This is a genomic window from Runella sp. CRIBMP (assembly GCF_009905605.1).
GTDB lineage: Bacteria > Bacteroidota > Bacteroidia > Cytophagales > Spirosomataceae > Runella.
The window spans coordinates 39,918-63,256 of sequence record NZ_JAAAKZ010000023.1 but is presented as its reverse complement, the minus strand read 5'-3'; the positions used below and the strand labels follow the sequence as shown (position 1 = coordinate 63,256).

Here is a 23,339-nt window from a genome sequence, read left to right as displayed (position 1 = left end):
GCGGCTACACTCACGCTGAGTGGCGGCACTGCCAAAAACGAAGGATCCGCAGGTACGACCAGTTACACTTTCACGGCAACGCTCAATAACCCCGTACAGGGTGGTTTTGGTGCTCCTTACACGACCACTAACGGCACGGCCACGGTGGCAGATAATGATTATGTTGACAATGACGGTAGTCTGAGTTTTGCGGGAACATCGGGAGAACAAAAAACGATTACGGTATTGGTCAATGGGGATAACAAAGTGGAATTGGATGAAACGTTCACGGTGGCCTTGGGGACCCTGACGGGTCTGACGCCAGTGCAGCTGGCGGTGATTACGATGGCGGGCAGTCCACAGACGGGTACCATCACCAACGACGATGCGGCCACGGTGGCTTTGGTCGGCAATATCAGTGAGTTGGAATCCACAACGCCCCAGGTGTTCAGTGTATCATTGAGTAATCCAGTGGATGTAGCAGTGACAGTAAACTTCTCAACCACAGATAGTACCGCTACAACTGCCGACAGTGACTATACGGGAATTACGAATCAAACGGTGACATTCATGGCGGGTAGCACCTCTGCTCAAACAGTAAATGTTAGCATTACCAACGATACCAAAGTAGAAATAAACGAAGTCTACAAGGTTGCGCTAACAAATCTTGCAGCGAGCGGCCGCAATGTGATTTTGGGCACGAGCATAGGTAGGGGTAATATTCAAAACGATGACGGTGCAACGTTGACGCTAAGTGGCGGTACTTCCAAAGCGGAAGGTAACAGTGGCACGACGAGTTTTATCTTTACAGCAACGCTCAACAATGCAGTTCAGGGGGGATTCTCAGTAGCTTATACCACAAACGATAGTACCGCAACCGTGGCAGACAATGATTACACCGACAATGACGGTACACTGACGTTTGTGGGAACCGCTGGTGAAGCCAAAGATATCACCGTGTTGGTCAAAGGAGATTCAAAAGTAGAAGCTAACGAGGCATTTAAGGTCATTTTAGGCGCACTTTCGGGTACGGTATTAGATGCATCTATTGCTAGAAAAGACACCATACAAATTGGAGACATCACCAATGATGAAATAGATTTTGGGGATGCTCCCGCATCTTATGGTACATTAACGGCCAATAATGGGGCACGTCACGCTACTCTTTTGGGAATGTATTTGGGGACAGCTATCGACGGTGACGAAGATGGACAACCCACTGCTACTGCCAACGGTGATGATACAGATACCGACGGCGATGATGAAGACGGGGTGACCTTCCCTAACTTTTTATTGACTGGAACTAACACCTCCGTTACTGTGACTGCCTCCATAGCGGGTAAACTTGATGCGTGGATTGATTTCAATCAAGATGGCGATTTTGATGATATTGGAGAACGAATCGCCAATACTCTTTCATTAACCGCTGGCAGCAATCAAGTTAACTTTAGCGTACCAGTCGGCTCGCCCGATGGTAATGCACCAGCCCGTTTCCGTTTTAGTAGTATGGGTGGTTTAAATGCAACGGGCTTAGCCCCCGACGGGGAAGTGGAAGACTACGTGGCTGCGGTTATTAATACCCTTCGTATTTATGTCAACGCTGCTAATGTCAACCCGTCGCAAGATGGGTCTACTTGGGCGAAGGCATTTTCTAATTTACAATCGGGCCTGAACGCCGCAGCTACATCGATGTTTCCTGATATCGAAATTTGGGTAGCCCAAGGTACTTATAAGCCTGGTACGCTGCGCACTGATGTCTTTAAGATTCCTTCCAAAGTACGGGTTTATGGAGGGTTTGTCGGTACTGAAATAAATCTATCAGAACGTAATTGGGTAACGCATCCCGTAATTCTCAGCGGAGAAATAGGCACCATACAACGCAACGATAACTCATATCATGTGGTGCTGTTTAAGTCTACCGATTCACTGACACGTCTGGATGGATTCCGCATTGAAAGAGGCTTTGCTGAGTTTGTAGCGGGCACTCAAAATATCAATGTCCCTGATTTACTTGCCTCAGGGGGCGGAATCTTGGCTATTGAAAAAAGCAAAGGGTTGATTACTAACTGTGTTATTACTGATAACCGAGCCATCGGGGGCGGTGGTATGTTGCTGCGCGACAGTTCGCAATTAGCCATTACCAAGACCATTATCTACGGAAATGAAGCTACTTTCGGGGGTGGGGTATATGTATTGGGTGGTAGTAAACCCTATTTTGAGAACGTATTAATGGTGATTAACAAAGGCTTAGGCGGCGGTATGTACGTTAACAGCAGTCAGCCATCTTTGATGAACTGTACGATTGCTTCCAACAAGGATGATGGAAACAATGCAGGAGGTATCTTCAATGCCAACTCGCTGACGACAGTGAAGAACAGTATTTTGTGGGGTAATACAGCACCTCAAAGTACCTCGGGGAGCGTGATTACTTACAGTACGGTCGAAGGTGGCTTTTCTGGGGTTGGTAACAGTAATCTGAATCCTCTGTTTGTCAATGCCAACCCTGTTGGGTTGGCCCCGTTGGGTACCTTGGGTGATTATCACCTGCAAATATGCTCACCTGCTATAAACGGTGGTGATAATGCGGGAGCTCCTAACGAAGACTTGGAAGGTAATGTAAGGCCATTCCCCGTTGGTTTAGGTATTGTCGACCGTGGTGTGTTTGAAAGTCAAAGTAGCGGCAGCAGTGGCCCAGCCAATTTGACGGTGACAGAACCTATCACGAGCGGAACGGTGCTGAAAGTTGCCGACAAAATAGTAGCGACTAATCAGGTATCAGGCGCAACGGTGGTATATCAGGCGGGAAAATCAGTGACGTTATTACCAGGCTTTACGGCGACTGTAGGAGAGGGCAACAGTTTTCAGGCACTCATCGGTGGCTGCGATAAATAAACCAAAATGAGCAGGAAATGAAAGCACTGACTACTCCAGATTCAATAATGTCACTTGAAGGTTTGCTGTATTTACCACGCTTCCAAACCAAAGACGGCAATAGAAGTGTTGATTTGAGGCGGATTGTCTATTTGAGTGCGCAGGTCAATTATACTATTTTTCATTTGGAAGATGGAGAAAGTGTAATTACCTCGCTTCCCTTAAGTTTCTATGCTTCTTTGTTAGAAAAATATGGCTTTCTGAGGCTTCATAAATCATCCCTTTTGAATTTGCATTATTTGAGTCAATGTCACATTCTGCGTTTTGAGATGTTGATTTTACCTTCGGGACATTCCATTGAAATTGCCCGTAGGCGCAAAGCAAAACTCAGAGAAATGATAAAATCTTGTTAACACTTGATGCCGATAGGGCGATTTGATGAGCTTTGAATCCAAACTCTAAAGGAGGCTAAGAATAAACTTTAAAGTGGTGCCGGCGTTTTTGAAGACGGCACCACTTACAACCAAAATTTTGTAGTAAACTACTCAATCAACTTTATTGCCAATTTGCACGCCTCTGTGCCGAAGATATTTGTAGAGGGTCATTTTTGAAATTTTCAAATCAGCGGCAATTTCATTGACCCCCAATTTACGTTCATTGTATAATGTTTGGGCAAGCATTGCTGTTTTTTCAGCTTCCTTAGACAAACCCCTTCTGCGACCTCCTTTTCGGCCCCGGGCCCGAGCCGCCTCCAATCCAGATTTTGTCCTCTCTCGGATGAGGTCTCTTTCAAACTCTGCCAAAGAAGCAAAAATATTGAAAATGAGCCTGCCCTGGGCAGTGGTGGTATCAATGTGGTCATTGATTGAAACCAGACCTATGCCTCTTTTTGAAAAATCGGAGGTAATTTCAAGCAAGTGCTTTAAAGAACGCCCCAACCGGTCGAGTTTATAAATATAGATTACATCCCCTTGTCGGAGCATTTGCTGCATGGCTTGCAGTTGGGGTCGGTCCGATTTTATACCAGAAGCTTTTTCCTGAAATATCTGTTCACATCCCACTTTTGTCAAGGCATCAATCTGCATTTCCAAATTTTGATCTTGGGTAGATACCCGGGCATATCCTATTTTCATTTGTCTACTTAAACTTATTTTATACTTCAAAAATAATAAATATAGGTAGATTTCTATACAAGTTTATTTTACAAACAAGTAACTTTTCAAGAGAGGATTTACTTCCCTTTAAGAAACAAAAAAGCCATCATTGCATATCTGACTTTGCAATGATGGCTTTGATTTATTCGTACTCTATTTATGATTTTGGATTAGATTGTTCTGAGGCAAACGGCTGGTTATAATAGCGTTTACCCGTCGTTTTAAACAACGCATTGGCTACTGCCCCAAAAACTGGTGGGAATGGCGGTTCGCCAAGACCCGTCGGGTCAACATCGCTTTCTACAAAATGTACATCAATTTTCTTCGGCGCTTCGTTGTGGCGAATGATGCGATAATTGTGGAAATTACTTTGTTCGGGGGCTCCGTCTTTGTGGGTCAATGCTCCGTAAAATGCATTACCGATACCATCAACTACCGCACCTTGTACCATATTTCGAGCGGCATCGGGGTTGACAACGACGCCACAATCAACGGCACTCGTTACTTGTTCAACATACGGTTGGCCGTCGCGCATGACCATATCAACCACATGACCAGCATACGAAGCGTGACAGAAATAAGCAGCAACGCCACGTTTTTTACCAGCATTTTCGGGTTTGCCCCAGCCTGATTTTTCTTTCAGTAGTTCCAAAACGCCAATGTATCTGCTTGCATCGTAATCATTGTTTTTGCCTACTGGATTTTCTTTTGCCTTTTTCAATAAATCTAGGCGAAGTTGAATGGGGTCTTTGCCCATGGCTTCGGCTACTTCATCCAAAAAAGATTGCTCAGCCGCCGCATTGAAGTTGGAACGGGGTGCTCTAAAGGCCCCAATGGTCACGTTTGAAGGAATTTCCCACCCCTCAGCCAAATAGTTATCAACCGCTCCCGCTGGGAAACGATTGGCATGAACTGGGTTTTCGGGAATTCCGCCGCCAATGACATGAAACCCAATTAGATTTTTGTTGGCATCCAACGCTGCACGATACGTAGCGGTGTACATCGGGCGATAAATGCCGTACGTCATATCGTCTTCACGGCTATAAATCAGTTTGACGGGTGCTTTGAGTTTTTGAGAGATTCGAGCCGCTTCATATACGTACGACCCGTAGGCTCTACGACCAAATCCCCCACCCATTCGAGTCATTTGAATTTCAATCTTTTCGGCTGGCAGGTTTAAAATTTTGGCAAGGGTAGGCTCCATCCAACCGGGCGCTTGCAAAGGCCCAGCCACCACCGCTTTATCTTCCATTACATGCGCAAAGAAATTCATCGGCTCCATGCAGTTATGTGCCAAAAACGGTGCATTGTAGGTGCGTTCGATGATTTGAGCCGCATTTTTGAAAGCTGTTTCGGGGTCACCGTCTTTTCTTAATTGCTGGGCTGGCTTTTTTGCGTATTCGGCCATCATTTCAAATTGACGGCTTGTGGTTTCTAATCTACCCGGAACGGTTACTTCTCTTTTTCCGCCTCTTCCCGACATGGTTTCTTTTAAGTCGCCGGCGGCTTCCCATTGTACAATCAGCTTTTTGCGAGCGTTCATGACTTCCCATGTACTATTGCCCACTACTGCAATCATTTCATTGAAAGTACGGGTATCAAAACCGCCTTGTTCAAAACCATCATCGTACAGTTTAAAGCTAAATACATCTTTGATGCCGGGCATTTTCAGAGATTGCGAAGCATCAAAGGATTTAAGTTTCATACCGAAGGCTGGCGGATGCTGAATCATGGCAATCAACATACCATCAACCCGATAATCCATTCCAAATAGTGGTTTGCCCGTAACTACTTTTAGGCCTTCCGTATTTTTCTTTGAATTTCTGACAATTGAAAAATCTTTGGGAGCTTTCAATTTTACCTCTTTAGGCACGGCAATGGCGGCGGCTTTGCTTGCCATCTCTCCATATTTTGCCGTTTTCCCGCTTGTGTGCGTTAAAACCCCTGCCTTGGTTGTGATTTCAGACGCAGGAACGCTCCATGTTTGAGCCGCGGCTTCGATGAGCATCTGTCTGGCCGCTGCGCCAGCGTTTCTCAAGGGTTTCCAGTACATTCTAACCGAATTACTACCGCCCGTAAATTGTGGTCCCAATTTCACGTTGTCGTGCGGTCCCATTTCTACGACTACGTTTTTCCAATCTACATCCAATTCCTCCGCCACAATCATTGGTAATGAGGTCATTACATTTTGACCGAATTCGGGGTTTGGACAAAGAATTTTAACGACATTATCGGGGGTAATTTTAACATAGCCCGTAAGTTCTGACCATTGGTCGGGGAGATTTAATCGGGCGGCGTTCCGCTCCTGTATTTTTTCGGCGGCTTTCGCAGTCGAAAACCAGCTGAAACTTAGCATCATTCCACCACCAGCCAACGCCGAAGATTTGAGGAATGAACGGCGATTATGTGTATTTTTCATTGCTATTTTGCTTTTTTTTAGTGCTACCGCTACACAATTTATACTTTAGAGGCCGTTTTTATCGCTTCTTTGATTCTCAAATACGTTCCACAACGACAGATATTCCCACTCATGGCGGCATCAATATCGTCATCGGTTGGTTTGGGATTACTTTTGAGCAACGCCGCTGCACTCATAATTTGCCCCGATTGACAATAGCCGCATTGAGCCACGTCGTGTTCGAGCCATGCTTTTTGTACGGGGTGGTCGCCGTTGGCAGAAAGGCCTTCGATGGTGGTAATTTCCTGTTTGCCAATCGCCGAAACGGGCAACACGCACGAACGAACGGCATTTCCGTCTAAATGAACAGTGCAGGCGCCGCATTGAGCCATGCCGCAGCCAAACTTAGTACCTACCATGTTGAGACTATCGCGTAGTACCCAAAGCACTGGCGTACTTGGATCTACATCCACTTGGCGGGCTTTGCCATTGATTTTAAGATTATACTTTGCCATGAGCAGGAATATGTTATAAAAAAATTTATCAAAAGTATACCGAAAATTCCGTAAAAAACAACACTTTTCAATCGAATACTTACAAAAATCAAACAGAAAAATAACGAATTTGTCGCTGCTTTTTTCTGCCGTAAAAAAGGGTTATAGTATCATTATCTTTTGCAACCACTTTTTTTAAATCATACAGATGTAATAAACTTTTTATGGGCGGTGGCAATTTCATCCACCAAGTAGGAAACCTAACAAACACTACGTTGTATTGAGCTATGCTGTCAATCATTGTTTTGAGCGGTGGCAAATACCCTTTTTCATTTTCTTTGACTACCTGCGGCACCGTTTCCGTATAGTTTTCGGGATAAGGGTTTGTCAACTTCAAAGCTACCAATGTTCCACCTACTTCTTTGTGGATGATTTCGGCAATTGCTTTGGTATTGTTGGTGTGGGACAAATACACAATCAGTACTTTTTTGTCAGTAACCAGCGTTTGTGCCGACGAACTACCTGCAAAGAGGCAAATAGCGGTTGTAAAAAACAAGAAGAAAACTAAGTTGTTTTTCATGAGGATATTACCTCTTTTTACTGATTACGGTATTCATGCGAAGTATGGCATTTTTTATATCTTAATTTTGAATGGATTTCAAAAGAAAAGAAAATGGAAAAGATAGTAGACATAGACAGCATCAGCGGGTTCAATGCCGCCAATAACCACAAAACGCTGCACCCTCTGGTAACCGTAATTGATTACTCAAAGGCGAATCCACGAGAATGGGGAGATGTGGATTCCATAAAATTTAATTGTTGTTAAAGTAGATGGAAAAACGTGTTATTTTGGGCCTGTAAAGAGTGGGTAGGTGACATCATGTTGAGATTTAGAACACCCCAAAGATGCCTAATTATCCCCGCTTTACATTTTTATGAGAAAGCCCTGCCGTCAAAATGAATGCTATTAACTACTACAACCTGCTGTATCTATCGGAGCGGTTACGGCAATGCTCGACCGAAAGTGAACTGCAGGAGTTGTTGCGTACCATCCTACAATCGTCGACCCATTCCTGGCATCACATCAATCTGAGAGGGGAATATGATTTTACGGATTGAAAGCCTGGAAACTGTTTTTGACCGGGAGGCTCTGTTAAATTTCCCCTTATCTAGACCTTCTCTGCCAACCCAATCCGCCAAATGACGAATTATCTCAAATTCCGCAGAACTACCCCACTTAGAGAAGTTAATTAAACTTTATGATAAACAGCTCCTTGAAACTAAGCAGGCAATTGCCAAATTGTTTGAAAAAGAAGCTGTTCTCAAACCTAAGTTTGATCGCTGCGGCCTTTAGATTTGTCAGAGCATTTTGGCTGCCTAAAATCTCTCTTTATTTCCAGCGGCTTCTTGCCACTTTCACTTTACAACATACAGTTATAATCACTAAAGTTGTGTCAACACTCTCATCAGAATTTGTTTGATTTCCTCAATATTCACCGTAAAATCATCTTCTAATCCGTCGGCCCAATACTTGAGAGAAACATCCTGATCATAATAATATGCAGTGTATTTAAGCCCCAACAATTCTGCCAAATATCGAAAATAATCTGGGGTGTAGGTTTTGGAAAATAATTCAAAAAGATGTGTGCCAGATCGACACCATATGATGTTGGAAAATGAAGCGCCGTGAGGCCCAATGATAAAAGTGGCATTTCGGTAAAGAGCTATTTGCTCGAAAACCGTCCGTGGTCGGTCTTCAATAATCTGAAAATCATACTTCTTTAAGAGGGTAATCAATTCATTTTCGTTCTTAATTCGACGACGACCGCTACGACTTATATAAATCCGCGCTTCTTTGTGTATTCCACTTGGGTCGACAAACTTAGGCAGAATGTATTTACGAAGGGCGTGTATGTCTGCCGCATTTGGATAAAACCAATGCCCATTGTTTCCAAGAATACATTCTTTAGACGTAATTCGATAGCTTCTACTGTCTTTTACGCGGTGCAAATCAATTTCTAACAATTCAAAATACTCGCGCTCATAAGAAGTATTAAAAAGGGGGTAGGAGATGATTGCCTTGTCGAAGGTTGATGGTGGTAATACCTCTTTCATTCGACAAAGTTTTCCAACCACCAGCAGTAAAAAATCATAATATCCTCCCCATACAAATCCGTCGATATAGTGGCTCCATGGTACAATCAGTACCTCAGCGTCAAGATGGATTCGTTTTTTTCGATGCAATGTGTTACGATAAAAGTCAGTATTATTGGTATCGGTACAAACTACTTTATTGCTTAGGTGGACTGCGCCATAAGGAAGTAAAGTAATTTTACCATTCTGGGCGGCAAACTTCCAGACCATGATACGGTCGGTTTTAGCCAAAGTGGGTAAAAAGTAACGTTTTTTTGTATCTATTACATCAACTACTTCTGGCATGTGAAGTAGGTTTTCGGGGTGCTCAATCAATTGAAAAGGAGATAAATAATCGTCCGTTTCCTGCTTGTTTAAGAGTCTGACCCCCAAAACCCCATAAATCCAGAATAATCCTCTCGTCAACATCATGTGACGAAACAAATGATAGGCTCCCCTGATTTTTTCTATTGAGCGGTCTAATATCAAGAGCCATTTTTTACCCTTGCTGGAGGTTAGAACCATATTTATAAAATGTGGTGTATATTTTCTTTAAAACGCTATCGAATTCGAAGCATTTGCGTATCAATAGCCACCCACGCGGCCAGGGTGCCGACGCCCATCACCAATGCCACGATGGTAAGCCAAAAAGCGGCACGGTCGGCTAATCGTTGGGTAGAAGATTTTGTGTTTTGGGCTTCATTTACCATTTGAATTACCTTTGCAAGGTACGTTCCTTCTCCTGTTTGCTCTACGCTTATGTCGAGTGAACCATTCCCATTAATGGCTCCTGCAATTACTTTTTCCCCTGACTTTTTTAGTACGGGGGTCGATTCTCCCGTGAACATAGATTCGTTTAGGTAGCTTTCACACAATAAGGGTGGCCAGTTCCCAAAAGAAATCCATCCCTGGAAATCCAAAAACGGTAGCTGCACTATATACGAACGCGACAATAATCGCCATTGTGATGAGGGTCATCATTCCCGGTAAGCGATTTTTTAGTTCCTCCCAACAACCCTCCAAAAAAGTGCGGTTGAAAGGGCTAAAAGAAGGTTTTTCTCCCCTCAAATTCTAATTGAAAACCTGACCAGTGCTGAATCATGTCTGACAACACCAAGATTGGAACCGTAAGAAATAAACTTACGTAGAATCTCTTCTTGAAATCGTCAATCATGCCAGAATGGTCATGCCCGGCTTCACCGTGTTTTGGGTTTTTACCATGTCCAGAATGTTCTCCCAGATGCTCAGCGGAGTGAGCTGCGTGGCCAGCAGGTGGCTGATGCTCGCCGCTGGCCGAATGAAGATGTTCGTGGTTCATAAATAGTATTTATCAAAACGTAGATAATCAACTCATTTTCAGGTTCTTTTTTTGAACTGTGGTTTTTCGACTCACCCAAAATAAGGTAAACCCCGAGGCAACTGTCAGTAACCCAAAGAGAGAAAAGGCACGTAACAATCCATTGGATAAATTATCCCGGCTTTCATAATCCATCAGGTGCAACATCCACAAAAAATCAAAAATCCGCCATTTGGTATTACGGTATTTCTGGACAGTGCCCAGCTCCGCAGCGATATAAACCGTAGTACTTACGGGTTTTCCAAAAGTAACGGCATAGGCGGGCAAAGGAAGGTTACGGTATTCATGGTGCCCATTTGTTTGGGTCAAAAATTCTACTTTTTCCACCTTGGGGTCGCCGACAAACCGATTTTGAGCAAGCTCTACCGCCTCGGCCTGACTAAGCGCGGGGCGAAGTTTACCAGTTTCGGCATTGACTAGGCAAACGTAGCTGCCCGAATGAAGGTGCACATTTGATACAGTATAGTGAATTTGATAAAATGGCTTTCCAAATAACTCAATGCTTTCTAAACCAATAATGGAGTCAACGGGCGCATGGGCCCGCAAGGAATCAATAATAATGGAAGGAGAGACCCACACTTGATTGACCTTAAACAACGGGACGGCGCGTTTTTGAGGGTCGCCGTGGACATCATCCATGTTGGACCAACTGAAATACAGCCCGCTGATGGTCCAAAACAAAAATTGGATTCCAAGAGCCACCCCTAAATAGCGGTGGCTCTTGCGAATCTTACGGTGGAAATCACTTTTTTTCATTAAAGTGTTTCTTTCACTTTTCCGCATTTAAGCATGGCATCTCCAAAATAGGGATTGGCGATTTCTTTCTTTTCGCTCAACCAGTAGCCGCCTGTGTTATTATTGGCCATCGGACAGAAATCATAATACACCGTACTCCCGGGCTTCATGGTTTTAGCGGCGGCATACACTGCCGTTGTCAAGGTGCCAAGTTGGGCGCGTTGGGTATCAATATTAGAGCTTTTTGCCATGGCATCGGCGGCTTTGACGGCATCGGCACCGATCATTTTACCCGCTTTTTTTACGGCTGCTGACAATACCTTGGCTTCAGCCGCAGTGGCTTTGGCATCAGACGCTACCAGTGCATTTTTGACTTTAAAGTATGCGGTCAAAACGGGTTCAATGCCCATTTTAGTCATGTTGTGTCCCTCGTGTTGGGCAAACGATACTGCGGAAACCAAAAGTGCAAAGGCGAAAATGATTGTTTTTTTCATTGGTTTGAATTGTTTAAGTGAATTGATTATTTATGTGTATTTGATTGTAAATCAGTAGAATAATATTGCTTTGATGCATTGAGGTTACATTTTATGTCCTTCCATTGGGTTGCTGCCTTTTTTGAAAATGTATTCGCTGTTGAGCAGATAGGCCCCGGAAATCACCACTTTTTCACCTGCTTTTAGGCCGTCGGTGATTTCTGTATAATCTTTATTGGTCATGCCTACGCTTACCATGCGGCTTTCAAATGCACCTTCGGCATTTTCTAGCCACACCGTCACGCCGTTTGTGTCCTGAATAAGCGCGTTTGTCGGTACCGCAATCATATTTTTTACGGTTCCTTTCAGCGTAACGTAGGCCTGCATTCCTGGTTGATATTCTTTTTTTCCATTGGCGATATCCACCCGAATGGTCAGGATTTTGCTAGAAGTCTGCACTTCTGGATTGACGAAATTGACTTTTCCTTTGAGAATACGCCCTGGGAAATAGGGCATCTCCACTAAAGCCTCTTGGGTTTGGTTCAGAAAAGACAACTCCGTCATATACAATTGGCCCTCTGCCCAAAGGGTGCTCAAATCGGCGAGCTTTAATACGGTTGTACCTTCACTCACGTAGGTTCCTTCGTCGGCCAGCACCTCCGTGACGGCTCCCGCGTAGTGGCTGAAAACCGTCAACTTTTTCTGAGGAAGTCCTTCCTTTTCCAGTTCTGCAATCTGCCCCTCATTCATCCCCCAAAGCAACAGTTTGTTTTTGGCGGCTTCGGTCAATTGCCTGAAATTGACATCAGCATCTTTCAGTACTTTTTGTTTTTGAACGGCTATAAGGTAATCCTGTTGCGCCGCCGACAGTTCTTCACTATATACCTCATAAATGGGTTGTCCAACGCGCACAAATTCACCGACATTCCGCACCAATAAGCGCTCAATACGCCCTGCCACCCGTGCCGTCACGGTAGCGAGTTTATCTTTGTTTTCGGTCAGGATGGCGGCTAGCGTAATCTCTTCCCCCAAGGGGCGCAGGGCAACCGTTTCGATTTGAATATTGGCCAATTGCTTTTGTTGGTCGCTCAATTTCAGCCCCGCATTTTTCATATTTGGGTCTACTACAATTTTGGTCAATGCCATTTTGCAGATGGGGCAGGTACCAGGCTTTTTTTCCATCACCTGTGGGTCCATCGAACAGGTGTAAAATACGTTATCTGGCACCTGCTCGCCGTTTTTGGACGTGCAAGCTTCCCATACTACCGTGAGACTTGCCCAACTGACTGTATGTATAAATGCCCTTCTTTTCATCTTCTTGATAGTTCATTTGATTTGACAAAACTTTCGCTGTCCATCAGGAATTGGGCATTTTCTGCGATGGTTTCCTCGCTCGTAAGGCCCGACAACACCTCCACCCAGTTTCCTTCCTGCAATCCTGTTTGGACGGTTCGTGAACGAAAAACGCCTGCTTTACGCACAAATGCCATTTTTTCGCGACCCATATCAAGAAGCGCAGAAGATGGGACCCATAGCCCGTTTTGAGTTCCCGCATTGATTGATGCTTTGACCAATGAACCAATTTTTAGATTACCACTTGGATTGGGCACATACACCCGCGCCCTTGGATTTCGGTTGTTGGTCGTAATCAGGGGTTCGAGGTAATTGATTTTACCGAAAAATTGATTCTCCGCCCCCCCCTCAAGTTCAAGCATTACCGATTGTCCCACCTTAACCTTGGGAACATCCGTCGGATAAAACTCTAGCATTGCCCATACTGAATGGGTATTTTGAACCTCAAACAAACGCTGTCCTTTTTGTACGTACATTCCTTCTTTTAATGCCAATTCGCCATTTGTAGTTATGGGTGGCGGTGCAATCTGGGCGGCAGACTTGTTTCCCCCCATGCCTTCATTCATTCGATTGCTTCCAGCAGAAGGCATGGGTATCTTCCCTGCGCTGCCTTCAACGATGATGCCGCTGTAGGGACTATAAATGCTGAGTTGCATGATTGGTTTTTTACTCTGCTCTACTGATTTGAGTTGGTCGGAAGTTAATCCCAAAAGGAGCAGGCGCTGACGAGCATTATCAATAAGCGTTTGATTTTCGGCGTCATTTTGGAGTAGAAAAATTAAGTTTTGTTGCGCTGTAACGATGTCAGGGCTGTAAATGTCCATGATTTTTTGGCCTTTGCGTATCGTTTGAAAAGGGTAACGGATGTACAAACGCTCAATTCTACCGCCAAATCGTGTGGCAATACTGCTCAGTGCCTGAGCATCATAGGATAAAAAACCAAAGGCATTAACCACCAACTGTTGCGAGCGACGTTGGGGCTGAACGGTCTTGACCCCACTTAATACGTATTCGTAAGTAGGTTTGACCAGTATTGCCAAACTATCGTCGGCGGAGAGTTGTTCGTCAGTGACGGTCTCTTTTTTTTCCACCAAATCCATCCCGCACACTGGGCATTGTCCAGGGGTATCGTAGGTTTTTTCGCCTTCGCATTTCATGGTGCAATAGTACTTTTTGCCCGTTTTTCGTCGTTGGCCCATCATTACCACGGCCGTATCGGCGTGCGATGAATGAGAAGTCACTTTGACCAAATCCATGCCACAGACGGGACAAGAGCTAGGGGCGTCGTAGGTTTTATTGCCTTCGCATTTCATGGGGCATGCATAGGTATCTTGGGGCTGGGTGACTTCTTTTTTGAAGTATTGGCCGACAAAGTCACAACCCGTTAGCCCACTGAGCAGCGCCACGATAAGCCAATGGAATAGCTTACCTTTTTTCCAGTTCTTTTTCATATTCTACGTGGGTTTGCAGTAATTGTTGCACTAAATCCAGCTGGTTCATTCGCGCCATTTTAAGCTCCATCCAGGCATCCAACACCATAAACAACTCGTCGGTATTTTGTTCATACGCTAGTAGTGTGCTTTGATAGCGCTTGCGCAAAACGGGAATCTGTTCCTTTTCGTATTGGTCGATTTGTGCCTGAAAGGTCTCCATCATTACCCAACGGTCTGCCAAGTTTCCTAAAATTTGATTGGCCAGTCCTTCGCGTTGTTTTACGTACGTTTGACGTTGATGATCAAGTCCTTTAAGGTTGGCTTTAATCTGTCGGCTCGACCATTTTGCAAACGGAATCGTCACCATGCCCATCAGGGTAAATTGCCATTGATTGCCAAACGCAAACATGTGTCCGTACTGAACGCCGTACATAGGTTTGAGCTTTTGCAGTTCTATTTCCTTTTTGTTGCGGGAGATCAACAGGCTTTGTTCAATCATCCGTAAATCACTTCGATTGCCAATAATACCAGTATCCAGCGCCATCAAACCATTGGTGAACGAGGAGGTCGTCGTGAGCGTATCAATGTAAAAATCAAAGGTTTTTTCTTTAAGCATCAGTGTATTGAGCATTACTTTTTGCTGACGAATATCTCCGTCGAGCATCAGTTTCATGCGGTTCAAATCGCTCAGGGCGGCTTGGGCTTTGTAAATACTGCTCAATTTTTCTTGATTGAATTTGTAGCGAATCTCGGCCGATTGAATCATGTAACTGAGCAAGGATTGGCTCTCGCTCAACACTTTTTTTTTCTTTTCAAGCACCTGCCATTTATAATAGGCCGTTTTGGCTTCGGCAAAGAGCATATTACGCACCATGCCTTTTTGGGCCGTTTCCATGCCTGACATGGATTTCATGTAGCGTTCTTCGGCGTCGAGCATCTTACGGTTAGGAATCATCTGCTCGCCCTGCACCATAAAAGAACCCATCCCCTGACTCATTCCTTCGTGGTAAAGTGCGCCCTTTCGACTCCACATCATATAATTATAGGGCGTCATGAAAAAGCCCGCCCCAAACTTGGGGGCTTCCCAGTTTCGGGCGCCTTCAGCGTAAGCATCCAGTTCTTTTACTTTGGCATCGAGTTGCTGTAAATTGGGGTGAGAAACCTCAATGTGTTGTAATATTGTTTCCAACGATAGCACCGATTGCGCCTGAGTGGTTGTTGACCAAACAATCAACAAACCCCACCACATCTTATTCTTTGACATCGTAAATTTCAATTTTTCCATTGCGTTTGAGTTCCCATTCTTTGGTCATTTCAAAGATGACCGGCGTCACCAGCAGCACGTAAATAGTGGACGAAATAGTCCCGCCAATCAGCGGAATCGTAATCGGCAGCATCACATCCGAACCTACACCCGTGGCCCACAAAATGGGAATCAACCCAAAAAGCGACACCGAGACGGTCATCAATTTAGGACGGAGGCGTTGCGCAGCACCCCGAATCACGTACTCCCGCAGGTCAGCATTGGTAATCGTTTCTTTGGAGTTTCCTTTTTCGGACACCAAATGCTGCATGGCTTCGTTTAGATAAATGGTCATCAGCATCGCGGTTTCGATGGCCATTCCGAAGAGCGCAATAAAGCCTACCGCCACCGCTACGGAAAGGTTTACGCCATAAAAATACACCATGAACACCCCACCAATGAGGGCAAATGGTACAGTAATCATCGTGATAAGCGCCTCTTTCATAGAGTTATAGGTGAAATAGAGCACGAAAAATATAATCACGAGTACAATCGGCAGGATGATTTTGAGTGTACGATTGGCCCTAAGCTGATTCTCCCATTGCCCGCTCCATTCAATAAAATAACCCTTGGGTAGTTTTTGGACCGAAGCCTCCAATTTCTTCATTGCTTCTTCAACGGTGCTTCCTAAATCCCGGTCGCGGACGTTAAACAGGACGGTGCCTCTCAGCATGGCATTTTCAGAATTAATCATGGGAGGGCCTTCTGAAATCTTTACTTCGGCTACGGATTCCAGTGGAATCGGGCCATAACCTGCCGTCTGTACCTGCATTCGTTTGAGGGCCTGAATGTTGTTTCTGAAATCCTGTGCAAAACGGGCATTGACCGTAAACCGCTGTCGCCCTTCAACAGTGGTGGTGAGAATCATACCCCCCAATGCACTTTCTACAATCATGTTTACGTCATCTACACTCAGGCCGAAGCGGCCAATTTCCTCCTTCTTTACCACTACGTCGATGTATTTTCCGCCTGTAATTGGCTCTACATACAAATCTTTGACTCCTTCTATTCCTTCCAGTTGTTTTTTGAGCATCTGCGAAACCCCGTTGATGGAGTCCAGACTTTGGCCGTAGACTTTCAAGCCAACATCGGTACGAATGCCCGTAGAAAGCATATTGATGCGGTTGATGATGGGCTGCGTCCAGCCGTTGGTTACACCCGGAATTTGGAGTTTGGCATTCAGCTCGTTGATAATGTCGTCTTTGGTTTTACCTTCTCGCCATTCATTTTTGGGTTTGAGAAGCACAATCGTTTCCAACATGCTGATGGGTGAATTGTCGGTAGCGGTATTGGCCCTACCGGCTTTTCCCATCACATGGCTTACTTCGGGAACGGTTTTTATTAATTTATCCTGAATTTGTAACAAACGTTTTACTTCCGAATTGGAAACGTCTGGCAGTGTGACGGGCATGAAGAGCAACGAACCCTCATCGAGCGGCGGCATGAATTCGGTTCCGACGTTGAGCATCATCGGCACGCTTACGGCCAACGCCAACAGATTAATACCAATTGTTGTTTTTCGGTACTTCAGACACCATTTGAGAATGGGCGTATAGATTTTTTCCAAAAAACGGTTGATAGGATTTGCACTTTCGGGTTTTAGTTTCCCCCTTAGCAGCAACACAATCAATACTGGAGTGAGGGTGATAGCCAAAAACGCATCAACGAGCAAGATAAACGTTTTGGTCCAAGCCAAAGGCGAAAACAACTTTCCTTCCATGCCCGTCAGCAAAAAAACGGGCAGGAATGACGCAATCGTTACGACAGTCGAAAAGAACACCCCTGGACCCACTTGTTTTGACGATTTTTCGATAATCTCCGCTCGTTCAGTGGGGGTAAGTGGGTCCTTTTTGAGACGAAATATGTTTTTAAACCAACTCATAGCGACTCATTTTTTTCTTTTTTCAATTGGGCTTCTGAAAGGTGGCGGTAGGCGTTTTCCACCATCACGATGCCGTCGTCTACTACTACCCCAATGGCCAGCGCAATCCCCGTTAGCGACATGATGTTTGATGAAATCCCGAAAGCGTTGAGCAGAATAAAACCGATAGCGACCGAAATCGGCAACTGAATCAGAATGATGATAGCACTGCGCCAGTGGAGCAGAAAAATGAGGACCACAATCGACACGGTAATCATTTCTTCAATTAATGTGCCTTTCACGGATGCAACGGCTGCTTCGATAAGTTCACTTCGGTCATATGAGACCTTGAACTTGACATTGGGCGGTAGGCCTTTTTCGACCTCTTTCATTTTAAGCTTTACGTCTTTGATGACCGCATCGGCATTTTCGCCATAACGCATCACTACGATACCGCCCACCACTTCGCCTTCTCCGTCGACGTCGAAAATACCCAAACGCAATTCTCCACCCATTTGTACCGATGCTACATCTCTGATTCGAACGGGAACAGAACCGTAATTACCGATGGGGATGTCTTCAATATCCTTGGTATTTTTGATGTACCCTAATCCCCGAACGATGTAGGCCATGTCTGACATTTCAAATTTTCGACCACCCACGTCATTGTTGTTTTTCCGCACTGCGTTGAGTACATCCATGAGCGGTACGTTGAAATAATTCAGTTTGTAGGGGTCAATATTAATCTGGTATTGCTTGCCAAAACCACCGAATGATGCCACTTCACTAACACCTTTGACCGTTTGCAGTGCAAATTTGACATACCAATCCTGCAACGCCCGCTGTTCACCCAAATCCATCCGCGGCGCTTCGAGGTGATACCAGAAGATATGCCCAACGCCCGTTCCGTCAGGGCCTAATGAGGGAGTAACGCCCTGAGGCAGCAATCGTTGGGCGTAGTTAAGTCGCTCCATTACCCGCGTTCGGGCCCAATATACGTCAACGTTGTCTTCAAAAATGACATAGACAAAGCTCATTCCAAACATCGACGTACCGCGTACATTCTTGATTTTGGGAATGCCCTGAAGGTTGGAAACCAACGGATACGTAATCTGGTCTTCAATCAGCTGCGGACTACGCCCCATCCATTCGGTAAAGACTATTACCTGATTTTCAGAAAGATCTGGTATGGCGTCAATGGGGTTGGTCTGGACAGAATAGATACCCCAGCCAAACAAAAAGAACGACAGGGTGAGCACAACAAATTTGTTGTGAACCGCAAACTGGATGAGTTTCTCTACCATGATTCTGCTATTTTACTTCAAAATTGAGCATCATCCCGTCGTCCTCGTGTTCGAGATTATGACAGTGAAAGGCAAATTTTCCAGCATTCGTAAACTTGATGATGATGCGGACTTTCTCGCCTGGCATGACTAACACAGTATCTTTCAAACCTTTTTCGGAAGCAATCAAACGACTACGTCCACCCGTGCGACTGACCACCTGAAAGAATGTACCGTGCAGGTGCATAGGGTGCGGCTCGTCGCCGGCGCTGTTGTTAAATTCCCAAATTTCGGTGCTATTGAGGGGTACAGATTCATCAATTCGCTCACCGCTGTATACTTTTCCGTTGATGGTGTGCATTCCTTTCATCGCCATTGAACCACCATGGCCGCCCGATGTGCCCATGCCTACCCCAATATCAAAGGTTCGGATTTTGGTGGTTGCAGATGAAGAAATCGGAGCAATCTCTGGGAGTGAAGTCGGTAGTTTGAAACTATCCGTTTCTGCTTTATTGACGACAAATTTTACAATTTTGAAGGCTTGACGACCCTGAAAATTTACCCCCGAAAAAACGCTGCTTTGTAGATATACCTCGCTGTTGAGGGCTGATTTGCTGAAATCGACCAATAAATCAACCCGCTCCCCAGGTGCTAACAAAAGGTCTGTGACGGTTTCAGGGGCAGGGAGTAACCCGCCATCAGAGCCAATGACCGTAAAGGCATTTCCGTTGCTCAAGGCCAAGTTATAAATACGTCCGTTGGAACCGTTCAGAACGCGCAAACGGTACGTACGAGTGGCCACATTGTGAAAAGGCGAATGAACTCCGTTGACAATAATCGTTTCGCCCATATAGCCAATCATTACCTCATCCATGGTAGGTCTGTAATCAATTCCCCCGCTCGTATTCAAGCGTTTATCCTGAATCACCAATGGCAGTTCGAATGCACCTGCGGGTAGATTGATGGCTTTTTCCTCGGCAGATTCAATAATAAATAAACCCGCCAAACCCATAAAAACCTGCTTCCCCGTTTTTTCGTGCGGGTGCGGGTGGTACCACGATAGGCCCGCCCGTTGGTCAATTTTAAAGGAATAATTAAACGTTTTTCCAGGCATTACCATTTGGTCGGGGTGACCATCCATGGCCGCTGGAACCAATATGCCGTGCCAGTGAATATTGGTTTCTTCGGTCAATCCATTGGTAAACGGAATCGAAACGGTGCTTCCACTTTGGATACGGAAAGTAGGCCCCAGAATGCCGTTCTTATATCCCCATGCCTGTGTATTTTTTCCCGTAATAGTAGTGATGTTTTGGCTGCCAGCATTTAGGGCGGTACCCGTCAGAGAAGTTTCAGGAAATGATAACGGTGTCGAAAAACTCCCCTCTAATACATCGGGAGCTACGGCAGGGGTCATGGTTGCCATGTCGTGGTTCATGCAACTGGATAAAATGGCTCCCCCAGCCAGCGTGCTGACCGTTCCGAAACCAAGTGTTTTCAAAAATGTGCCTCTTTTCATCTTAATTTTGATTTATCCGTGTGAGGAATTCTACACTATAAATTATCCAGCGACTTTCGCTGATTATCCCGTAACTGTTTAAATTGACTGGGTGTCATGCCAGTCACGGACTTAAACTGGGTTGACAAATACGCCAAACTGCTGTAATTGAGCAGGTCTGCAATTTGGGAAAGCGACAGCTCATCGTAGACCAGCAACTCCTTAACGCGTTCGGTTTTTTGGTTGATGATAAACTGTTCAATTGTTATACCTTCAACTTCTGTGAAAAGCGTGCTGAGGTAGCGGTAATCGCGGTTGACTTTTTCGGCGAGGTAGTCGGAGTGTTTTTGTCGACGCAGCCCATCGTTTTGCTGATGCACTAATTCGACAATGGCCGTTTTGACCAGTTCGATAAGTTGCTGTTTTTTATTGCTCAGCAACTCAAAATCGTGCTTAAGCAAACGTTCGGTGATGCTTTCGAGTTGCGCCTCTGTTGCAGGTTTTTTGAGGGTAACTTCCCCTAACTCAACCGTGAGGACTTCGTGCCCGAGGGCTTCAAGTTCTTGGCGGACCACTGTTTTACAGCGACTGCACACCATGTTTTTAATGTACAGTTTCATCCCAACTAGGTGATAAGAATAGTGATAACATTGTGAATCAGGTGATATTGGTGGAAAGAAGAAAACACCAACAGGCAACGAAGATGGTTGCCCTTAGCCCGCTACGGAGCTATTACCTAATCAAATCAGAAAAGACTGGATAAAAACGAGCATACTACGCCCGTGAAGCGGAGGCGCCGCACTGTAATAATGCGGAAGACGAAACGAAATAGCTGGACTGAACCATGTCCTTGGTGAAAAATAAAGGGGTAATGAAGCCAAAATAGCCCCCACATATTGACCCACCAAATCCCCCGAATGACCATGGGCAGAAGGAGTCTGTATCTTTTGAAGTGACACCTTTTCGGCACAACATTTACTGCGTTGAATCGAGTTGGTGCACTCTTTAGAATATGGCTTTAAGATTTCATTGTGCCGAATCGAGCAGGTTTCTTTATGAACGAGAGAGACCGTTTTGGAGCCTCTCATCAGGCACCAATGTTCATACATTGCAAATCCAGTACTGGCTAGCAGTACCTGAAATGCCATGTAAAAACATAAAATACGCTTGAAGAGAGTCATTTGCGGTTTTGTATATTATACTGCAAATATACAACACTGTAGGCTCTGTCTTGATTACATGTTTACCTGAATCATTTATAGAATTTTCAGATTATGACTGTAACTGATAAAATCTAGCCTAATTTATTAAGAATGACGGTTGAGTTTTTGGCAGTTGACAACGGCATAAACTATCACAACGGATGGGAGTAGCAGTTGTCCGACTCGAATAAACGAGGGGTGAACTCAGATGATTCTTTGTAAATGGGCTTAGATGTATTGATTTATACTAAGGTTTAAATCCTGTTATAAATACCGTCTGCTATGCCGTTTAATAAATGGAAATGATTTGACCCTGACTGTCTTTAGTAATCATATATTGATATTTTTTAGTTGTGCCTGAGGGCGATTTATCCACAATAACTAATTTCGACGCTTCATAAGTATAAGTAGTACTGGTTGACGAATTGGCTCGCTCCACAGATGCTATGTGCGTTTGCTCGTCAAATTTATAAAGAAACATTTCTGTTCACGAAAATATGGAGGAAGCAGAAAGGTTTGTTGAAACAGAACAATCTTAAGGTGTAATATGAGTTTTAGGTTTGGAACAGGCTCCTAAGAGCAGAAAAAATAACAGAATTTTCCGCATATCTTGATTTTATCATTGTAATATAAAATTACTCATACGGCTCTGATTACGTAAACCAAGGCCATCAAGAAAAGAAAAGTGGATTGGGTCATATTGAAACGGACATTAAAATGTGTAATCGCACGGCTGGCCCCTGCTCACCGGATTCATCCCGACTATTTTGCCAACATCAATGAAAGTTCTGCCGGCGGCCTTTAATAAAAAAGTTGGCAACGTTTATGAAAAGAGTGGTTATCGCTTGTTTTCAACATTTTCTCTAATTCTGCTTGGTCTTTCTGGCTTAGTGTCGGTTTATCAGTACGTCACATGAGCGCAAAATTGCTTAATTCAATAAACTATTTTTGAACAACTGCTCATACAATATTTCCTTAGGAAAAAATAAATCAGGAAGTCTGTTGGAATAAAATGACAAAAATTTACTTTTACATTATAAAAGTAAATTGCAACAATGATACAAGTAATCAACAGAGCTTTGGATATTCTCGAAATAGTGGCCGCTGATCCCGAAAAGCCTACCGCTTTAGGTGAAATTGCAGACGCGCTAGGCCTCAATCACGGAACGTGTGCCAACATCATGAAAACCCTCGTTACCCGCAACTATCTGGAGCAGGTCGGGACCAAAAAAGGCTATATTTTGGGTGCTAAATCATATGCTTTGACCAACAATGACGCTTACAGGAAAGACCTCGTCGAAGCGGCCAAAGCGGAGATGGAAAAGCTCACCGCAATTACCAATGAGAACTGTTTACTGGCCATTTTGAACGGAGAAAAAAGAATTGTCATTCACAGTACTAGCGCCGAGCAGGAATTGCAGGTAAGAACCTCTTCCGAAAAACACGTATACGATTCAGCCTCGGGCAGAATGCTGCTGGCAATGCTACCTGAGGCTGATATTGAACGCTTTATCGCAAAATACGGACTCCCGAATCCTGAAAGTTGGAAAGAAGCAGAAACGGTTGAAAACCTAAAAAAGCAACTTACTCAATTCAAAAAAGAGGAATGTGCCCTTCAAATGCTGGCCGGGCGGCAGGTGATCGGACTCGCGGTACCGATTCAGAAAGGAACTAAAACGGTTGCGAGTCTGAGCATTTACCTGCCTGAATACCGGTATATGCTGACCGATAAAACGGGCTTGGTGTATCAATTGAAAATGGCGGCCAAACGAATTTCACAACGCTTGAAATAAAAGTATCCAACGTGTTTTTACC

Annotated in this window: 23 protein-coding genes; 5 read left to right on the top strand and 18 right to left on the bottom strand. The window is 44.6% G+C overall.

The window, feature by feature from the left end:
* Together GVN20_RS27350 and GVN20_RS27345 are read left to right on the top strand one after the other, a co-directional pair.
* The coding region (locus GVN20_RS27350; protein ID WP_229599205.1) for a Calx-beta domain-containing protein at positions 1 to 2,871 on the top strand (2,871 nt) is incomplete at its 5' end.
* 47 nt (positions 2,872 to 2,918) lie between these two features.
* Complete coding sequence (locus GVN20_RS27345; protein WP_166561392.1) at positions 2,919 to 3,263, top strand: LytTR family DNA-binding domain-containing protein; 345 nt, start codon at positions 2,919 to 2,921, stop codon at positions 3,261 to 3,263.
* Between the two features lie 132 nt (positions 3,264 to 3,395).
* Here the strand turns inward: GVN20_RS27345 and GVN20_RS27340 are convergent, their stop codons facing one another.
* From GVN20_RS27340 to GVN20_RS27325, 4 genes are all read right to left on the bottom strand, one after another.
* Entirely contained in the window at positions 3,396 to 3,983 is a 588-nt protein-coding gene (locus tag GVN20_RS27340) for a recombinase family protein (RefSeq protein WP_166561390.1), read from the bottom strand.
* A 178-nt stretch (positions 3,984 to 4,161) separates the two neighbouring features.
* Positions 4,162 to 6,423, bottom strand: coding sequence for a xanthine dehydrogenase family protein molybdopterin-binding subunit (locus GVN20_RS27335; RefSeq protein ID WP_166561389.1), 2,262 nt, complete (start codon positions 6,421 to 6,423; stop codon positions 4,162 to 4,164).
* A 38-nt stretch (positions 6,424 to 6,461) separates the two neighbouring features.
* Entirely contained in the window at positions 6,462 to 6,917 is a 456-nt protein-coding gene (locus GVN20_RS27330; RefSeq protein WP_114464130.1) for a (2Fe-2S)-binding protein, read from the bottom strand.
* An 88-nt stretch (positions 6,918 to 7,005) separates the two neighbouring features.
* A complete protein-coding gene (locus GVN20_RS27325) occupies positions 7,006 to 7,476 on the bottom strand; it encodes a flavodoxin (RefSeq protein ID WP_166561388.1) in 471 nt (156 codons plus the stop codon).
* Positions 7,477 to 7,569: 93 nt separating this feature from the next.
* Between GVN20_RS27325 and GVN20_RS27320 the strand changes: the two genes are divergently transcribed.
* Both GVN20_RS27320 and GVN20_RS27315 read left to right on the top strand, forming a co-directional pair.
* Positions 7,570 to 7,722 carry a hypothetical protein gene (locus tag GVN20_RS27320; protein WP_206023385.1) on the top strand — a complete coding sequence of 51 codons (153 nt, stop codon included), beginning with the start codon at positions 7,570 to 7,572 and terminating at the stop codon, positions 7,720 to 7,722.
* A 131-nt stretch (positions 7,723 to 7,853) separates the two neighbouring features.
* Positions 7,854 to 8,015, top strand: a complete 162-nt coding sequence (locus GVN20_RS27315; RefSeq protein ID WP_114464124.1) for a Tn3 family transposase — start codon at positions 7,854 to 7,856, stop codon at positions 8,013 to 8,015.
* A gap of 324 nt (positions 8,016 to 8,339) precedes the next feature.
* On the opposite strand, the gene GVN20_RS27310 is transcribed toward GVN20_RS27315, so the two are convergent.
* From GVN20_RS27310 to GVN20_RS27250, 14 genes are all read right to left on the bottom strand, one after another.
* Positions 8,340 to 9,554: a DUF563 domain-containing protein gene (locus GVN20_RS27310; protein ID WP_229599204.1), complete on the bottom strand. Its 1,215-nt coding sequence runs from the start codon at positions 9,552 to 9,554 to the stop codon at positions 8,340 to 8,342.
* Between the two features lie 35 nt (positions 9,555 to 9,589).
* Positions 9,590 to 9,877: a hypothetical protein gene (locus GVN20_RS29865; RefSeq protein WP_229599203.1), complete on the bottom strand. Its 288-nt coding sequence runs from the start codon at positions 9,875 to 9,877 to the stop codon at positions 9,590 to 9,592.
* Positions 9,878 to 10,071: 194 nt separating this feature from the next.
* Positions 10,072 to 10,347: a hypothetical protein gene (locus GVN20_RS29860; protein ID WP_229599202.1), complete on the bottom strand. Its 276-nt coding sequence runs from the start codon at positions 10,345 to 10,347 to the stop codon at positions 10,072 to 10,074.
* Between the two features lie 27 nt (positions 10,348 to 10,374).
* Positions 10,375 to 11,142, bottom strand: coding sequence for a hypothetical protein (locus tag GVN20_RS27300; protein ID WP_166561387.1), 768 nt, complete (start codon positions 11,140 to 11,142; stop codon positions 10,375 to 10,377).
* A complete protein-coding gene (locus GVN20_RS27295) occupies positions 11,142 to 11,615 on the bottom strand; it encodes a DUF3347 domain-containing protein (RefSeq protein WP_166561386.1) in 474 nt (157 codons plus the stop codon). The genes GVN20_RS27300 and GVN20_RS27295 overlap by 1 nt, the downstream gene beginning before the upstream one ends.
* Positions 11,616 to 11,699: 84 nt before the next feature.
* Positions 11,700 to 12,908 (bottom strand): efflux RND transporter periplasmic adaptor subunit, encoded by a 1,209-nt coding sequence (locus GVN20_RS27290; protein ID WP_166561385.1) that lies wholly within the window; start codon positions 12,906 to 12,908, stop codon positions 11,700 to 11,702.
* On the bottom strand, positions 12,905 to 14,398 hold the full coding sequence (locus tag GVN20_RS27285; protein ID WP_114464117.1) for an efflux RND transporter periplasmic adaptor subunit: 1,494 nt from the start codon (positions 14,396 to 14,398) through the stop codon (positions 12,905 to 12,907). Before GVN20_RS27285 ends, GVN20_RS27290 begins: the two co-directional genes overlap by 4 nt.
* Complete coding sequence (locus tag GVN20_RS27280; protein WP_166561384.1) at positions 14,373 to 15,644, bottom strand: TolC family protein; 1,272 nt, start codon at positions 15,642 to 15,644, stop codon at positions 14,373 to 14,375. The genes GVN20_RS27285 and GVN20_RS27280 overlap by 26 nt, the downstream gene beginning before the upstream one ends.
* Complete coding sequence (locus GVN20_RS29970) at positions 15,631 to 17,565, bottom strand: efflux RND transporter permease subunit (RefSeq protein ID WP_114464116.1); 1,935 nt, start codon at positions 17,563 to 17,565, stop codon at positions 15,631 to 15,633. Before GVN20_RS29970 ends, GVN20_RS27280 begins: the two co-directional genes overlap by 14 nt.
* A complete protein-coding gene (locus tag GVN20_RS29965; protein ID WP_166561383.1) occupies positions 17,562 to 18,848 on the bottom strand; it encodes an efflux RND transporter permease subunit in 1,287 nt (428 codons plus the stop codon). Before GVN20_RS29965 ends, GVN20_RS29970 begins: the two co-directional genes overlap by 4 nt.
* A 7-nt stretch (positions 18,849 to 18,855) precedes the next feature.
* The gene (locus GVN20_RS27265) at positions 18,856 to 20,343 is read right to left on the bottom strand and encodes a multicopper oxidase family protein (RefSeq protein WP_166561382.1); all 1,488 of its coding nucleotides are present in this window, start codon (positions 20,341 to 20,343) and stop codon (positions 18,856 to 18,858) included.
* 35 nt (positions 20,344 to 20,378) lie between these two features.
* The gene (locus tag GVN20_RS27260; RefSeq protein ID WP_114464113.1) at positions 20,379 to 20,942 is read right to left on the bottom strand and encodes an AraC family transcriptional regulator; all 564 of its coding nucleotides are present in this window, start codon (positions 20,940 to 20,942) and stop codon (positions 20,379 to 20,381) included.
* 120 nt (positions 20,943 to 21,062) lie between these two features.
* A complete protein-coding gene (locus tag GVN20_RS27255; protein ID WP_166561381.1) occupies positions 21,063 to 21,503 on the bottom strand; it encodes an HYC_CC_PP family protein in 441 nt (146 codons plus the stop codon).
* Between the two features lie 310 nt (positions 21,504 to 21,813).
* The gene (locus GVN20_RS27250) at positions 21,814 to 22,005 is read right to left on the bottom strand and encodes a hypothetical protein (RefSeq protein WP_166561380.1); all 192 of its coding nucleotides are present in this window, start codon (positions 22,003 to 22,005) and stop codon (positions 21,814 to 21,816) included.
* 574 nt (positions 22,006 to 22,579) lie between these two features.
* Here GVN20_RS27250 and GVN20_RS27245 point away from each other — a divergent pair.
* Complete coding sequence (locus GVN20_RS27245; RefSeq protein WP_166561379.1) at positions 22,580 to 23,317, top strand: IclR family transcriptional regulator; 738 nt, start codon at positions 22,580 to 22,582, stop codon at positions 23,315 to 23,317.
* The last annotated feature ends 22 nt before the right edge of the window (positions 23,318 to 23,339 follow it).